A 15,432-nucleotide genomic window follows, 5' to 3' on the forward strand; every position below is an offset into this window, starting at 1 on the left:
GCAGGAATGGCGCTGGTTTTTTCGACACTTAGCGTGACTATCGTGCGCTGACGCTTGCATGGTGGCGTGCGACAGGTATAATCCACAACGTTTTCCGCATCCCTTCCGTGCCGGAGTGGCGAAATCGGTAGACGCAGTTGATTCAAAATCAACCGTAGAAATACGTGCCGGTTCGAGTCCGGCCTTCGGCACCATTTGAATGTTCGAGAACGTCCGTAACAGTCCGTAATTTACTAAAAATAAAGCCGAAAGGCTTTTTTTTTGGTCCTGATTCGTCCGAGGACATCCGTTGACATCCAGTACTAATGGGGGTCAGAATGGTGGTCAGCTCGGTTCGATAAAGGATTGACCCCCAATTTATGGCTATCACAGACGTAGCAGCCCGCACAGCAAAGCCCCGCGAAAAAGAATACAAACTCACAGACTCCCACGGCTTATATCTCTTAGTTAAACCAACTGGTTCTAAACGCTGGTATCTCAAATATCGTTTTGAAGGCAAAGAAAGCCGGGTTGCTTTGGGAGCTTACCCTCTCGTATCCCTTGCCAAAGTACGTGAGAAGCGTGATGAGCTGCGTCTCTTGCTAGCTGATGGCATTAGCCCTAATGCAAAAAAGGAAGAAGTAAGAGAGCAAGAACAAGCAGCGTTGAATACTTTTGAAAAAGTGGCGAAAGATTGGCATTCGAACAATAAGCGTTGGTCTAGCGGTCACGCTGAAAGGGTATGGCGCGATTTAGAGCGCAATATACTTCCAGCTATTGGTGCCAGAAATATTGCAGATTTGTCTACACGAGATCTCTTGCTTCCTTTGCGTGAAGTCGAACTGAGCGGGCGTCTACCACTGAGTTGTTAGCAGTACGTAACGCCAAAGCAGTGACCTTCTCACTAAGAGTATCAAGATTAACTATGCTAATTCTCATTTGTACGATCTTTTGCTGGCAACAATTTTGCCAAAAAATTAAGATAGTGAAAAAATCACTGGTTACGTACATGTTCATGGCGATACAGGAGTTATAAGCTATGCTGCAACGACAAGAATATATGAGTAAAATAACTGATAAGCTTGCAATCTTGTCGCATAAAATTGAATTAAATGCCTGTTTGAATCTTACTGACATTAATATTCATGCAGAGTATTTTTTTTGTGATCTATTGAATTTAGTCTATGGGTATTCGTTAATAAATCTTAATACTGTAACTATCAACGCAAAATCAATAGATTTAATGGATGCAGGTAAAAGAGTTGCTTTTCAAATTACATCAACATCTGATTTCAAAAAAATAAAGCATACAATCGATGGGTTCGTAGAAACAGATAATATCAATAAAATTGACCGATTAATAGTTTTGATACTTACAAAGAAGAAGAAGTATAAAGCTGAAACATACGGAGAGAAATTTGTAATAAATATATCTAAAGATGTTTGGGATTATACTACTTTAATAAAAGACATAAACAATTTACCAAATAATAAAATGAAAACTGTTTATGATTGTATTGTTGGTCATATCCCAGATGTGGTTTCACAAAAAGCACCTAAAGAAGTAGCTACTATACTCGGGATGATAAAAATCCTTAGTCAAGAGGATCACCCACTAATTGGGAACGGGTTTATTGATGAGCCAGATCCGGAAAGAAAGATCAATAAACGATTTGCAGCATATGCTAGATATTTGATGGATATTTACACACCGCTAATTAGTATTTATGCAGGTATTTTAAATGATATTCGTCAAAGTAGTGATACAGGAATGCTAAATATAAATAAGCTTTCCGCATATCTTAAGAGGTTTAGCAATACAGTTTTAGATGAGTGTAATGATGATCCTGTTCGAGCTTTGAATAAAATGACTGATTATTATTCTACTAGACTAATTGCTGATGGTGTTGACTATGATGATTCAGCTATACAGTATTATTTAATTGATAATATGATCAGGTGCAATGTCTTCCCTAACAAGGTTGAATCAGTATGCTAAATCTATTCTCAAAAGATGAAGATATAGAAAAGAGTGCTCCAATAGTTGGATCTTATATACTTAAATGTCTACACGGTAGAGACAAGATAAGCATTTTTGAACTTGTTAAACAACTACGTAGAAAAAAACTTGTCGGTGTAAGATCTATATATTACGGCATGATTTTTCTGTATGCTTTAGACTTGATCGAATTTAATGAGCCATATGTGGTTTTAAAAAATGTTAAAAATCAATAAGCTATATAGCGAGCCAAAAGCTTTTGAACCTGTTGAGTTTTACTCGGGGATAAATCTCATCCTCGGAGAAAAAGATGAAACCTCTAATAAAACCAATGGTGTAGGGAAGTCATTACTAATTGAATTCATTAATTTTTCCTTGATGAAAGAATTCAACAAAAGCAGGTTGTCAAAGATTCCTTCAGAAAATTTCCCTCCAGATACCTATGTCTGCTTGGATTTTAATATTGATAAATATCATATTATTACAAAAAGAAAAATTGCTGAGGAGAAAACACCAATTCTATATATTGATGGTGTGAAGAAAGATTTTTCATCAATTGAAGATACCACAAACTTCCTTGCACTTTTATTATTTAAGGACAATCAAAAAGAAGCTCATCCAAGCTTTAGAAAAATGCTTGCTCCTTTAATAAGAGATGAAAAATCAGAGTTCAAATCAATCATCGATTGTTATGATACAAAACTCAGAGTGCCTTCTGATTTCACTCCACATCTTTATCTTTTTGGTATTGATATAAGCTTGTATAAAAACATAAAAGATATTCAAAAAAATATCGCAGAATTGACTACCGCCAAAAATAAAATAAAAGAAGATATTGAGTCTATTACAGGGCAAAAGCTTGATAATGCGCGGGCTGAAATAAATGATCTTGATTTTCAAGTTAAAAAAATAAAACAGGAAATGGATGCTCTTGAAGGTGATAAAACATTTGATATTATTAGGGATGAAATTTCAAAGTATGAGGATTTATTGGATTCCCTAAGAAATAAAAGGGCGATTCTACGTTCTGAGCTAAGTAAAATAAATATTTTGTTTGGTGATAACTATATTGATGATGAAGAAGTTATTGGGCTATATAATAAATTAAAAGCTGGTCTTGGTGATAATATCGGAAAAGAATTAAAGGAAGTTATTAGCTTTAAGAAAAAAATAGATGATTTTCAACGAATCTTAGTTGACTCTCGAAAGGATAGTATTCTTAAAGATTTGGAAGAAATAGAAACATCCATAAATGAGATATCGATTAAACTGAACTCAAAAACATCAATAATAAAACAAACTGGTCACTTAAGAAGTATCAAAACTCTTTTTCTAGCTTATGAGAAAAAGCTTGAGGAGTTGTCTCAGTTATCAGTGTTTATAAAAAAATATGATGCCTATGAGACAAAGATTCGAGGTGAGAAAGGTAGTAAAGTAATTAAGACTCTTGAGTTGGATTTGGCGGTAGAAAACAAGAAAAGTACTATTGATGATTTTAGGGAAACCATTTTTTCTATTCATGAATATGTCATGGAGAATAGAAGGTGCTCCTTTGAAATATCAGTAAGTGATAAGAAGGATGTTGTTAGTTTTGATTTGAGAATATTTGATGATGGTAGTCATAGCAATGAAAGAGAAAAGATTTTCTTCTATGATATGGCATTGCTATTAACGCATGATACTTTTGTTAGACATCCAAAGATTCTTATTCATGATAATATTTTTGATGTTGACCAAGATACGTTAATTAAAAGTTTAAATTATTTATTTGAGAAATCTAGTTGCTTGATAGACGTGCAGTATATATTGACACTCAATATAGATAAGATTAGTGAGTCTGATACTGCAAATCTAAAATTAGACATTGATAAATATAAACGTGCCATTTTGACAAAAACAAATAGATTCTTAAAATGCCAATACCAAGAAAGGTAAATAACTTTGACGAGTTATTTTGAAGAAAAGTAGAACTTGACCTAGGGGTCATTTTGGTGGTCTTTTGTGTTGTTATAAATAAATAAATTGGTTTATAACAACACGTTATGTTGTTTTTACTAGTCCGGCCTTCGCACCATTAGTACTTCCAAGACCATCCGAGAAAGTCCGATTATCCCTTAAAAATCAATGGTTTCAGCGATTTTTACGTCCCAAGTTGTCCGATGTAGTCCGTTGAAATCCGGATGTCATTGGGGGCATCTTAACTTCGATTAGAAATATGCCCCCAAATGAAGCTCAACGCCAGACAGGCCGAGACCGCAAAGCCAAAAGACAAAACCTACAAAATGGCCGATGGCGGCGGTTTGTATCTCGAGGTTTCGGCCAAGGGGTCTAAATACCGACGCCCCTCTGACAAAAAAGAGGATCGCTTGGCCTACAGTGACTCTTGCTCAGGCAAGAGCAAAGCGCGACGAAGCTAAAAAGCTGTTAGTTCAAGGCATTGACCCAAAAGTCGTACAGAAAGAAGCTCAGGCCGAGAATTCGGGTGCATATACGTTCGAAACCCTTACTCGTGAATGGCATGCAAGTAACAAGCGCTGGAGTGAAGACCATCAATCGCGCGTTCTTCGCTATCTTCAGCTTTATATCTTCCCTCATATCGGCTCGTCCGACATTCGCCAGCTCAAAACCAGCCACCTATTAGCTCCGATTAAAAAAGTTGATGCTACAGGTAAGCATGATGTTGCTCAGCGCCTGCAACAGCGTGTCACGGCCATAATGCGTTACGCCGTACAGAACGATTATATAGACTCTAATCCAGCCAGTGATATAGCAGGTGCGTTATCGACAACCAAAGCGCGACACTATCCAGCTTTAGCCTCAAGCCGTTTTCCTGAGTTTCTTACCCGTCTTGCTGCATATCGTGGTCGTGTAATGACACGGATCGCGGTCGAGTTTTCATTACTAACTTTTGTACGTTCCAGTGAGTTACGTTTCGCGCGTTGGGATGAATTTGACTTCGATAAATCTCTTTGGCGCGTACCTGCAAAACGAGAGGGAATTAAGGGGGGGCGTTATTCGTACCGTGGCATGAAGATGAAAGAGGAGCATATTGTTCCTCTTAGCCGACAAGCGATGATTTTGCTAAACCAGTTAAAGAAGATTAGTGGTGATAAAGAGCTGCTTTTTCCGGGTGATCATGACGCAAATAAGGTTATGAGTGAAAACATTGTAAATAGCGCTTTACGTGCAATGGGTTATGACACGAAAACCGAAGTCTGCGGGCATGGGTTTAGGACGATGGCGCGTGGTGCATTGGGTGAGTCAGGGTTATGGAGTAATGACGCAATAGAGCGTCAACTGAGCCATTCGGAGCGTAACAATGTGCGTGCAGCATATATTCATACTTCTGAGCATCTGGATGAGCGTCGTTTAATGGTGCAATGGTGAGCCGATTATTTAGATTCTAGCAAGAAGAATGGCATTACCCCATATGATTATGCTAGGGAAGTAAGACGTGACAATAATTCAATCTAGCCAGCTTCAATAGGTTTAGCTGGCTAGTTAAACAATAATTAAGAGTCAAGTGTTAAAAGAGCGTGCATTCTTTTAACTATCATAATAATATTAAGAATCAAATGTATACATACATATATTATTAGAGGGCATAATATATGACTTAACACATTGAGCTTTAATGTTATATTGGCTTTATTAAAAAAATACTCGTGGGTCTCACCATAAAAATACCCAGATGGATCAACTGAGTATAAAGATACTATAAAGCATAATACAACTAATAAAACGCCACACAATATTGAGTAGCAAATATTGTAGTAAAGCTCGGTCAAAAGTGATTTTTTTGATTCATAAAAAGTATCGATATCTTTTCTCTGTCTTATCTTTGCCTCTTGATCATAAACCAATACTAATACGCTAAGCAATAGAGCTGTCAGGATGGCACTGAAATTTACTAATAAAGATATCAAATCCTTTGTTATACCACGACCAAAAATTGAGAATGATACAGCTATGATGAATGGAAGGATTATGAATGTGAATATATCCCATATGCTAACTCTTTTCGTGTCAGCATCTCGTAAGGTTCTAAAGTGACCTTTGAGAACTTCACATATATTTATTTTGGAACTCATCACGCTCTCCTTATAGCCACTCCACGGTATAATAATTGTATATATTCTAAAATAACAGTATCAACAAATCTGTTTAATGATTTAATCTCTGGCATGCCGTCATTAAAAATAACTTGTTCTTCATCGAAGATGATTTCACAAACCGCACCTCTTACGTTAGTTCCAATGCGAAATGTTCTTTTTCTCCCATCACCTAATTCTACAACTGTTTTAACTGTTTCTCCATATTCTTTCAGAACCTCAACGAGCTGATACTGCTCTGAATCTCTAGAGAAATAATCTCTAAGCCTGCCAAGCCCGGAGTTCCTTGGTGGTTTGATAACTAATTCTTGCTCATTATGACCAAGTCTTCTTGCTTGCTCTGCCACATCCCTTACACCGTGAAATTTAGTGACCCTGACCTCTTTAGCTATGGCATCCATCCATTTTTCAATCGCTTTATCATACGCAAGAGGGTTCATTTGAATTACTAAGTTAGTAACCCTTTTGAAATAATCAGAAAATAAATTCATGAAAAGCGTTTTAATTCCATCGCCTCTATAAGTATGTAGAAATGCCATGCCTTCATTTACATCTCTGGGGATATAAAAATGTACATAATATCGAATTATTTCGGCGTTATTTTTTGTTTTTTCAAAGTCAACATCGCCAGTTTCAATGTTAATGATATCAGTTTTTGTTCCGTAATAACCAGACTCAAACCAGCCGTAAATTTCACGATTGTTTTCGTCGCGAACAATTTCATTAAAACGAAAAACTTGTTTGGTTTCTTCTGAAAGAATATATCCAGCATTATATTGCTGAATAAAATCATAGAGTATATCGAGTAAGTCAAGATCTCTAATATTACTCAGAGCTGAGTAACGCTGTTCTCTAGCTGCGTTGGGATTGTAGCAGCGAAAAAGATACGGTGCTAAAGCATGCATTTTTATCTCCTTTTTTCAGGAAGATTAGCAAGTTACCCCACTGAGATCAATATGTGAGCAATTTAAGTTGGGTTGATGATGAATGTTTTCTATTTATAAAATTATTTGTTTTTGGGATCTTGGCGTGAGTTTTATAAGGAATAAGCAGATTGAGGTAGTCTGTATTGAATCAATTAAAAATATTTAGTGTGTTCAGCATTTGCGCGCAATGCTCTCCCCGCCACTCCTGCCCGCTTAAGAGGTCACTTTTAATGCAGTTGCATGAACCGGCTCTGGCCGCGCCGTTACTTGCATGGGGGGAAATAAAATACGGGGATTGGCATGCAAAACCATGCACCTTATGGAGGCATGGCTTTTTTCGGGAAAAATAGCGGAATTTTCGCGGATTTTTTTGCGTGCTACCGTGCGGCCAGTTCTGCACGTTGCCGGGTGTAAATCAAGTTCTGTGCCGGGGTGAATTTCTCGCGATTATCATCCCTCTAGGCCGCATCAGGTCTGAACCCGACGGTTGTTAAAATATCGTTGTCTTGCGCGGAATAATTAATTTTTTCACCGCTGGCCAGCCATACCGACAGGGCTTCAAGCAGATAATCAACCGAGTGCTGCATGGCGCTCTGTTTTACTGCGCGAAGCTGTTCGTTATACCTCATCCGCTCAGGTGCCAGTGTGGAGGCCAGTTCCGCGCCGTGCTGCTGCATAAACTTATGGAGCCGGATGCGGATGTGCTGAACCTCCTAATGTGAGCGGATATAGCGACTGGCGGCCTGATTAATCTCCCGTTTTTTCACGTCGATATTTTATTTATTTTTTCTAAAAGATGTACAACAGATTTACCTACTGCAAATGAAAGGTTAACCGGAACCGCGTTGCCAATTTGCTTATACTTCGCAGATATTGGGCCTTCAAATATCCAGTCATCAGGGAACGTTTGGATTCTTGCATACTCGCGTACTGTTAGTGGTCTCGTTTCTTCCGGATGGCAACGTTCCGTTTGTTTCTGAGCAGGGGCACATGTTAACGTCAAACTTGGTTCATCCCAGGACAAACGGCGAGCCATCCCTGTTTTCCCGCCACCTAAATAGTAGCTTTTGAGCATATACTCTTTTTGAATATCTTCTGGAAGATCTCTCCAATACCCTCCAGGAGGAACCATACTTAAAATTTCCGCTTTTCTCTTAGGATATTTTTGTCCTTCTGATTCAGGTACATCGCTATCATACAATTCTCCTTTTTTTAAAGCATCTTTAAGTGTTAATACTTTATTGTAGGATGATGGCCATTCGTAATCGATGCCATTGGCAAGATCATTTCTTATAGCTACTATAATTAAACGTTCTCGCTTCTGTGGTACTTTATAGAAAATAGCTTTGAGAACTCTTGGTTCGAATAAAGTGTAACCAAGGTCAGTAATAATGTTTTTTATTGTATCTAAAGTCCTTCCATCATCATGATTTAGTAAGCCTCGGACATTCTCGGCTAAAAGAACTTTGGGATTGACTTCTTTGACTGCCCTGGCAAATTCGAAGAAAAGTGTACCTCGAGTATCTTCAAAACCAAGCTTCTTACCTGCGTATGAAAATGCTTGACAAGGGAAACCACCTGCCAGCACATCAACAGAATTTCTATAAGGCGTGAAGTCAACTTTGCTAACATCACCTTCAACTACGTTCCATTCTGGTCTATTCTTTCTTAGTGTTTTACAGGCATGAGAATCTATTTCATTAAGTAATACAGATTTTAATCCTGCTTTTTCCAAACCCAGTGCCATACCGCCTGCACCAGCAAAGAGCTCCAATACAGTATAAATGTTATTACAAACTTTAGACTCATCAGACCATTTGCTTTTAAATAAAAACTGAGCCTGCTCAAACTGTTTTAGTTGATCTTTTTTATAAAAACGATAGTTATTCTCATCATTCCGTTGTGAAACTAATTTACCTGCAGTATCCCAGCGCCTTAATGTTTCCTTGGATACGCCTAAAATGTCTGCAACTTCTGAAAGTGAAAGCTCTTCCTTTATCATATTTTGTAACCATGCCAACATTAGTCATGGTTACTACTGTATGGGTTTACATAGACATTGTCAAACGTTGATCATGGTTATATGCCATAGGCAAGACTAAAATATTTGATGAAACTATCTTTATCAGGAATCGAGAAGCCGTTCTCTCCCAAAAGCTCATTTGAAACATACTCAATGGCGTACGGGAGGGCAGTGTGTAGTTCTTTAAGAGCATCCTGCCTACCAGTAACTAACTGGTAGAAACTCGCTCCATCAATGATTCGGATATTGGGATTGGAGGGGCACAAAGTACCACTGCCTTTATTGGATGGAGTGAAAGGGATATCAGATCTAACGGGTTTACGAGGAATTATATTTACAAAGTATGCGCAATAGTCCTTGAATCGACTATGTTTCGGTGATACTAGCTCGTCTAACCCTTTGTATTTATCGGCTAAATCACCACCAGTTACTGTTGAGTATTTATTCTTAACTTCAGCAATGATTCTTCTCTCATCGTTGAGAAGGTCTACAATGCCACCAATTCCCATATCCTGCCAACCATCGACATGTCCGAGAATTTTTTGGTGGAATGTTCCGACATGATTCTGGATAGTCTTCTGACGTTGTCGGGCAAGTTCTGAGTTGCGCCATTCTTCATGAGACATAAATCCCGGTGCTTCGAAGAGTGCACCAAATGGATCTATCACGTTGCTGTTAAAGGTTTTTTCAGCAGAATCTCTTTTGGCTTTAGCCTTTCTTAACAAAGTTTCCACTTCACTGAATAAATTTTCATCGCTGATGTATTCAAGTAACGCCATGTTATCATTCCATTATTCGTTATAATTCAATAGATTGAGTGTGTAATCTATTTAATGCTCTACTACATTGCGCCTAACTATGCAGCATCCCTAAAAGAGATGCTGTGACAAGTCTCTATATCATAACGATTACTGATATAGATGAGAACGATCGATAAGTACTATAACGGTAGGCTGATTGATGTGTGACATAGTAGATGTTGAATAGCTACAACACAGCATTCAGTCAATTTGTTATCAAGATGGGGAGCAAAGTCTATTAACGATGAGGATAGTTCTGCAGGTAGTGGGGTACTCGCAGCAATAGTATACGAGCCCCGTTCACCAACTTACCCTCATTTAACTGTAGCGGCTACACAATTTGAGAACGGTGTAACCCACCATTTTCCTCAGGAGAATTAATAAATTTGGTAAGTTACAATTCCTGTACAATGAGCCAGATAAAGGGAAGTCCACAGTGGCACTGTACAGTATCTCAGATAAGAACCTTACCGCATTAGAAAAAACGACCTTTAGTATTGAAGGACTACAGGAACGTTATGACCTGCAGGAGGCTATCAAGAAAAATATTGATATTGTTGCACCGGATTGCCTCGTTATATCGGAAGAGTTTTCAGATTGGGAGGACAGTCGTCGAAGAATTGATTTATTAGCCATTGATAAGCAGGCGAATCTGATTGTCATTGAATTAAAGCGTGATGAAGTTGGTGCACATATGGAATTGCAGGCATTAAGATATGCCGCGATGATTTCTACGATGAGTTTTGCGAAAGCATGTGAGTATTATCAGGCTTATCTGCAAAAAAATGACTTAGATATAGATGCTAAAGCGAAAATACTTGAATTTATTGAATTGGAAGATACTGAACTCGTGGATTTTGGCAAAGATATCAGAATCATTCTTGCTTCAGCTGACTTTGGAAAAGAGTTGACGACAACCGCTATCTGGTTGAGGGATAAGGGGGTGGATATCCGCTGTGTCCGCTTGACACCGTATAACTTCAACGGTGGGATTTTAATTAATGCGGAACAGATTATCCCTGTTCCCGAGCTTGAAGAGTATCAGGTGAAGTTCAGAGAAAAACGTGTAGAGCAAATAGCTAGCAGCCAAAAATCAGATCGAGATTACTCGGAGTATAAGTATAAAGGGTTGATTTTTAATAAAAGAAAGCTCGCTCTTGAGCTTTTTACTGACTGGATTGCAAAGTACAATCCCAGCGATTTTAACGAGTTAAAAACAAAATTAAGTGAAGTGTTAAGAAGCAGAACGATTGCATTAGCCGATCATATTCCAGAAGAGCGAAAACACCGGTTTCATATGTATGAGGATGCGTTGATTGAGTTGCCATCTGGTGAATTTGTTGCCATCTCAAATCAGTGGGGACTTGGTAATATCGGGCGTTTAATAGATTTTGTTCGTCGTGATGGGTTCCATATTGAAAAGGTGGCGTAGTCATTGACTATCCAGTCGTGTAAAAGCTTCTATCTCAATCAAAAAAGGCGCCCCCAGGCGCCTTTACCCCAACCATCATCCCTTCAGCGCTTTCCCCGCAATCTCGGCGATACACTCCAGTACCTGCTTTTGCTTACGTGCGGAGAGCTTTTCCACGGCGTGCAGGGATTTCATCAGTTCTGACGCTTCGGGTTCGGGGGCGCGGGCGGTTAATACGATGCAGCTTTCCATTACCCGCACGTCGACGTCGGTGCCGAATCCGGCGGCTTTGAGCCATCACCCCTTCATCGCAATAGATGCGCTCGGTATCGCCATATTGCAGCGCGCGGGGAAGAAGTAAATCAGCCCTCTGGTTTTGCGAGATGGATAAGTGTGTCGACTCGCGCGGGGGAGAGCGGTTCACGCGGCTGCGGCAGCGGCCAGCCGTACAGCCAGCGGGCGCTGGTGGCGCAGACTTTCCCCTGGCAGGCACCCATTCCACAGCGTGAGGCGAGCTTTGCCGCTTGCCAGCTTTCGGCGTTTTGCACATCGCCACAACGAATATCCTCACAACGGCAGAGCAGCGTATCCGCAGTGGTCGCGGCTTTTAGCGACTCCGGCAGCGCAAACGTCGTATGCAGCGCCTGGGCAAAACGCTGCCAGCGTGCGCGCGCAGTGATGGCGGTTTGAGCCTTTTGCGGACAATTTGCTGCGGCATAACCGGCAATTTCTCCCTCGGCTAATGCCAGCTCGCTGCCACCAAAGCCCGTGCATTCTCCTGCCGCATAAATATCCTGCACACTGGTGCGTTGCTCCGCATCGACCCAAATAGCCTGATTTTCTGTTTTGCAGCCAAAGATTGCGCCAGGTTCTATATTCGGTACCAACCCATAGCCAATGGCCAGCCTGTCGCAGACGATCTCCCGGGTTTGCCCCTGATGACGCACGGTCACTGACTGCAGACAGGGATCACCCTGCGCATGGATGACCTGGCTTGCCGGATGATAACGGGCTGGAAAGAGCTCGCCAAACTGACGCAATTTTTCAGGCCAGCGCCAGAGCCCTGTCGCGAAACGGGCCAGTGCGGTCATCGGTGCCTGTTCGATGATGGCGACGATATTCCCGCCAGCGCGTTTCACCGTACTGGCGACTGCCAGCAGAAGAGGACCGCTACCCGCAATGACCACGCGTTCCCCTTTGAGCTGCAGGCCGTGTTTTATCTGTGCCTGCAGGCCTCCGGCCCCCGTCACATTGGGTAACGTCCAGCCGGGAAAAGGCAGTGAGAGTTCTCTGGCGCCGCAGCATAAAATCAGCCGCTGCCAGCGGATTTCACCGCAGTCGTCTGCGGTTTCGAAGACCACGGAATGGGGGGCGGGGCGGGCAATTAGCCGGGCACCGCTCAGCACTGTAATGTGAGGGTGTTCCGCCACCGCCTGACGAAGCCGTTTGGCCTGCTGGGGGAGCGAGACCTGCGGGCCGTCGCGCCAGATTTGCCCGCCGGGACGTGGGTTATCATCAAGGATGATTACTGATTTTCCGCAGCGTGCGGCAGCCAGTGCTGCCGACAATCCGGCTGGCCCTGCGCCAAGGATTAAGATCTCACAGTCAACGCTTTGCATGATGGCTCCTTTCAATCACCATTTCGGACTGGCATTCCGTCTGGCAGGCCAGCACCCGGTGTCCGTTCACCGTGACGCGACACTCCTGACACACCCCCATCCCGCAGAAGGGGGCGCGTAGCTGGCCACTCACCGAACGGCGGGTCACGCCGTTGCCCACCAGGGCCAGTGCTGCTGCAATACTCACTCCGACGGGAACCTCACAGGTCTGGCCGTCGATAATCACGTTCAGGGTCGTCATGCAATGGCCTCCTGCTGGTGCAGGCGTGCGGGGAGCCAGGCATCCGGGGACACCGGCGGGCGCTCGCCAAGGATCTGGGCGCAGAGTAACTCAGCGGTTGCCGGCGCGGTTGTGACACCCAGTCCTTCATGCCCCAGCGCCAGCCAGATACCCGGACGCGCAGGATGTGGGCCAATCAGCGGGTTGCCGTCAGCCGATGCTGCCCGAAAACCGCTCCAGCAACGGATGATATTAAGCGCCTCCAGAGAGGGTAAAAAATGGCGCGCTCGCGCCAGCATCTGTGCCAGCAGGGGGAGGTCAACCTCGCGGTCGGTATTATCAAACTGGCGGGAGGAGCCAATCAGCAACTGTCCGGTGGGGCGTGGCTGGATATTAAATGCCACTGAGGTGCCGTCGGCATGGGCGCTGGCACCGTATCCCAACTCTACCAACTGGTGGCTGAGCAAGGGGCCGTAGCGGTCGGTGATCGCCAACTGGCCTTTTTTTGGCCTGAGCCAGTTTTCGTCCAGCAGCTTATTGGCTCCCAGACCGCTGGCGATGACGATGGCGCGCGCGCGCAGTCGTTTACCGCTGTGTAGGGTGACGTAAGGGGCATCAACAGAGAGGGCGCTATCACGAAGATGCGTTAAATTGGCGTCGTTAATAAACCAGCGGGCGACGTTTGGGGCGTAAACTAACCCGTCGCCGGGAACCCACAGCCCGCCAGCGAGCCCGGCGGTGAGCAGCGGTTCTCGTGCGGCAAGCTGAGCGCGGGTCTGCATTTCGCTGACAACCTGGTATTGTGCCATCCGTTGTTGCTTTTCTTCTGCCAGCGCAAGCTCTTGCGGTGTTTCCGCCAGCCACAGCGTGCCGCATCCGCGCCAGGCACAGCTTTCCGGCATGCGGGGCGTCAGTTTGCGCCAGCTCGCCAAAGACCAGGCGGAGAGAGCGAGCTCCGCAGGATCATCATCCATGCACACCAGGTGGCCCATACCCGCCGCCGTAGCACCCGCATTGCCGTCATCGACCAGTGTGACTCGCTGTCCGCGAGCGGCCAGTTGCCAGGCGCAGGCGGCCCCGATAATCCCGGCACCGATGACGATGATGTCACTTTCGGTCACAGCGCGATCCCCCAACAGAACGGATCTTCAGGATTGAGGATCAGTCGGTTATCACCACAGACCCAGGCCTCTCCGCGGATCGTCGGGACGATCTTGTCGCCATGCGGCACAAAATGCGCCGTAAATTCGCTGCCGATGATGCTCGCCTGCCGCCAGGGTTCTCCGGATTTGAGTTTGCCGTCTTCTGCCAGGCAGGCCAGCTTGGCGCTGGTGCCGGTGCCGCAGGGCGAACGATCCCAGGCTTTACCGGGACAGAGTACAAAGTTGCGGCTGTCCGCGTGATCATCCTCTGCAAACAGTTCGATATGATCGATAATGCCGTCATGTTCGCCGCGAATGCCTGCACGATCTAACCCTTCACGGATTGCCCATGCGTACTCCGTCAACTCAGGGATCTTTTCCGGCGAGACCGCGAACGGATGATCGTTGACGAGGAAGAACCAGTTGCCGCCCCAGGCGATATCACCCGTTACCGTACCGTGGACGGTTTCAACCTGTACCTGCTTACGCCAGCGGTAGGCCGGCACGTTTTCGACCGAGACGCTGCCATCTTCGTGCAGGGTGGCGGTCACATCGCCCACCGGTGTTTCAATCAGGTGTTTACCGGGTTGAATGCGCCCAAGCCATGCCAGCGAGGCGATCAGCCCGATGGTGCCGTGACCGCACATGTTCAGAAAGCCGCAGTTGTTAAAGAAGATGACTCCCGCCGTGGCCTTTGGTGAAACCGGCTCACAGAGTAATGCGCCGACCAGAACGTCGTTACCGCGGGGTTCAAGAATGATGGCTTTGCGCCAGTCATCGTAGTCGCGGGAAAAGCGTGCCCGACGCTCGCTCATGTTCCCCGTTCCCAGATCCGGAAAGCCGTCGATGACCAGACGAGTGGGTTCACCGCCGGTGTGAGAATCAATCACTCTCAGTTCACTGTACTGCGCTGTCATAGGATCTCCGGGAAGTTAACGTTTTGTTGCTAAATGCTGACGTAAGCCTTGCATCCCGGCTTGATCGCTTTCGTCACAGTAAATGACGAAATCAGCATAATGGCCGGTATCGCTATGAAACTGTTGTCATATTTATTTTTTATTAATCATTTAGTTAATGGTGTGGTAAACCAAAAAAGGTAACCGCGCCAGTGGCTGGAAAAGGGGAAATCATAAACCTACGGCAGGATCGCAAAACGCAGTAAGGATGCTTGCTTGGTTAATAAAAAGTTAATAAATATTCA

At 43.8% G+C, this 15,432-nt stretch carries 13 protein-coding genes, 1 tRNA gene and 3 pseudogenes; 7 read left to right on the forward strand and 10 right to left on the reverse strand.

Annotated features, from left to right (window positions below; all coding sequences use genetic code 11):
• The first annotated feature begins 109 nt into the window (after positions 1-109).
• From N7268_RS08050 to N7268_RS08070, 6 genes and pseudogenes are all read left to right on the forward strand, one after another.
• Positions 110-194, forward strand: a tRNA-Leu gene (locus N7268_RS08050).
• Positions 195-359: 165 nt separating this feature from the next.
• Positions 360-851 (forward strand): tyrosine-type recombinase/integrase, encoded by a 492-nt coding sequence (locus N7268_RS08055; RefSeq protein ID WP_260862411.1) that lies wholly within the window; start codon positions 360-362, stop codon positions 849-851.
• A 167-nt stretch (positions 852-1,018) separates the two neighbouring features.
• Entirely contained in the window at positions 1,019-1,978 is a 960-nt protein-coding gene (locus N7268_RS08060; RefSeq protein WP_260862412.1) for an SMEK domain-containing protein, read from the forward strand.
• A complete protein-coding gene (locus N7268_RS25175) occupies positions 1,972-2,214 on the forward strand; it encodes an ABC-three component system middle component 6 (RefSeq protein WP_409929179.1) in 243 nt (80 codons plus the stop codon). The genes N7268_RS08060 and N7268_RS25175 overlap by 7 nt, the downstream gene beginning before the upstream one ends.
• The gene (locus tag N7268_RS08065) at positions 2,198-3,913 is read left to right on the forward strand and encodes a DUF2326 domain-containing protein (RefSeq protein WP_260862413.1); all 1,716 of its coding nucleotides are present in this window, start codon (positions 2,198-2,200) and stop codon (positions 3,911-3,913) included. The genes N7268_RS25175 and N7268_RS08065 overlap by 17 nt, the downstream gene beginning before the upstream one ends.
• A gap of 290 nt (positions 3,914-4,203) precedes the next feature.
• Positions 4,204-5,362: pseudogene (locus tag N7268_RS08070) on the forward strand (tyrosine-type recombinase/integrase); the annotation flags it as partial.
• A gap of 128 nt (positions 5,363-5,490) precedes the next feature.
• On the opposite strand, the gene N7268_RS08075 reads toward N7268_RS08070, so the two are convergent.
• The 5 genes and pseudogenes from N7268_RS08075 to N7268_RS08095 form a co-directional block, all read right to left on the reverse strand.
• Positions 5,491-6,069 carry a hypothetical protein gene (locus tag N7268_RS08075; RefSeq protein ID WP_260862414.1) on the reverse strand — a complete coding sequence of 193 codons (579 nt, stop codon included), beginning with the start codon at positions 6,067-6,069 and terminating at the stop codon, positions 5,491-5,493.
• Positions 6,069-6,995, reverse strand: coding sequence for a hypothetical protein (locus N7268_RS08080; protein WP_260862415.1), 927 nt, complete (start codon positions 6,993-6,995; stop codon positions 6,069-6,071). The genes N7268_RS08075 and N7268_RS08080 overlap by 1 nt, the downstream gene beginning before the upstream one ends.
• Before the next feature lie 398 nt (positions 6,996-7,393).
• Positions 7,394-7,789, reverse strand: a pseudogene (locus tag N7268_RS08085) (phage polarity suppression protein); the annotation flags it as partial.
• Positions 7,780-9,018: a DNA (cytosine-5-)-methyltransferase gene (gene dcm, locus N7268_RS08090; protein WP_260862416.1), complete on the reverse strand. Its 1,239-nt coding sequence runs from the start codon at positions 9,016-9,018 to the stop codon at positions 7,780-7,782. The gene dcm and the pseudogene N7268_RS08085, both read right to left, overlap by 10 nt.
• Positions 9,019-9,095: 77 nt before the next feature.
• Positions 9,096-9,818, reverse strand: coding sequence for an Eco47II family restriction endonuclease (locus N7268_RS08095; protein ID WP_260862417.1), 723 nt, complete (start codon positions 9,816-9,818; stop codon positions 9,096-9,098).
• A 457-nt stretch (positions 9,819-10,275) separates the two neighbouring features.
• Between N7268_RS08095 and N7268_RS08100 the strand changes: the two genes are divergently transcribed.
• Positions 10,276-11,271 carry a hypothetical protein gene (locus tag N7268_RS08100; RefSeq protein ID WP_260862418.1) on the forward strand — a complete coding sequence of 332 codons (996 nt, stop codon included), beginning with the start codon at positions 10,276-10,278 and terminating at the stop codon, positions 11,269-11,271.
• A 75-nt stretch (positions 11,272-11,346) separates the two neighbouring features.
• Here N7268_RS08100 and N7268_RS08105 read toward each other — a convergent pair.
• The 5 genes and pseudogenes from N7268_RS08105 to N7268_RS08125 all read right to left on the reverse strand — a co-directional run.
• A pseudogene (locus N7268_RS08105) lies at positions 11,347-11,568 on the reverse strand (SymE family type I addiction module toxin); the annotation flags it as partial.
• Positions 11,569-11,612: 44 nt separating this feature from the next.
• The gene (locus N7268_RS08110; RefSeq protein WP_260862419.1) at positions 11,613-12,869 is read right to left on the reverse strand and encodes an FAD/NAD(P)-binding oxidoreductase; all 1,257 of its coding nucleotides are present in this window, start codon (positions 12,867-12,869) and stop codon (positions 11,613-11,615) included.
• Positions 12,856-13,110, reverse strand: a complete 255-nt coding sequence (locus N7268_RS08115; RefSeq protein ID WP_260862420.1) for a (2Fe-2S)-binding protein — start codon at positions 13,108-13,110, stop codon at positions 12,856-12,858. The genes N7268_RS08110 and N7268_RS08115 overlap by 14 nt, the downstream gene beginning before the upstream one ends.
• Positions 13,107-14,210 carry an NAD(P)/FAD-dependent oxidoreductase gene (locus tag N7268_RS08120; protein WP_260862421.1) on the reverse strand — a complete coding sequence of 368 codons (1,104 nt, stop codon included), beginning with the start codon at positions 14,208-14,210 and terminating at the stop codon, positions 13,107-13,109. Before N7268_RS08120 ends, N7268_RS08115 begins: the two co-directional genes overlap by 4 nt.
• Positions 14,207-15,148, reverse strand: coding sequence for a 4-hydroxyproline epimerase (locus N7268_RS08125; RefSeq protein WP_260862422.1), 942 nt, complete (start codon positions 15,146-15,148; stop codon positions 14,207-14,209). The genes N7268_RS08120 and N7268_RS08125 overlap by 4 nt, the downstream gene beginning before the upstream one ends.
• Between the last annotated feature and the right edge of the window lie 284 nt (positions 15,149-15,432).

It is taken from the genome of Citrobacter sp. Marseille-Q6884, assembly GCF_945906775.1.
In the GTDB taxonomy this organism is placed as follows: Bacteria; Pseudomonadota; Gammaproteobacteria; order Enterobacterales; family Enterobacteriaceae; genus Citrobacter.

Coding starts and splice junctions, on each gene's coding strand:
- N7268_RS08125 (WP_260862422.1), bottom strand. CDS start 15,148: ATGACAGCGCAGTACAGTGAACTGAGAGTGATTGATTCTCACACCGGC.
- N7268_RS25175 (WP_409929179.1), top strand. CDS start 1,972: ATGCTAAATCTATTCTCAAAAGATGAAGATATAGAAAAGAGTGCTCCA.
- N7268_RS08080 (WP_260862415.1), bottom strand. CDS start 6,995: ATGCATGCTTTAGCACCGTATCTTTTTCGCTGCTACAATCCCAACGCA.
- N7268_RS08065 (WP_260862413.1), top strand. CDS start 2,198: ATGTTAAAAATCAATAAGCTATATAGCGAGCCAAAAGCTTTTGAACCT.
- N7268_RS08110 (WP_260862419.1), bottom strand. CDS start 12,869: ATGCAAAGCGTTGACTGTGAGATCTTAATCCTTGGCGCAGGGCCAGCC.
- N7268_RS08060 (WP_260862412.1), top strand. CDS start 1,019: ATGCTGCAACGACAAGAATATATGAGTAAAATAACTGATAAGCTTGCA.
- dcm (WP_260862416.1), bottom strand. CDS start 9,018: ATGATAAAGGAAGAGCTTTCACTTTCAGAAGTTGCAGACATTTTAGGC.
- N7268_RS08115 (WP_260862420.1), bottom strand. CDS start 13,110: ATGACGACCCTGAACGTGATTATCGACGGCCAGACCTGTGAGGTTCCC.
- N7268_RS08055 (WP_260862411.1), top strand. CDS start 360: ATGGCTATCACAGACGTAGCAGCCCGCACAGCAAAGCCCCGCGAAAAA.
- N7268_RS08075 (WP_260862414.1), bottom strand. CDS start 6,069: ATGAGTTCCAAAATAAATATATGTGAAGTTCTCAAAGGTCACTTTAGA.
- N7268_RS08095 (WP_260862417.1), bottom strand. CDS start 9,818: ATGGCGTTACTTGAATACATCAGCGATGAAAATTTATTCAGTGAAGTG.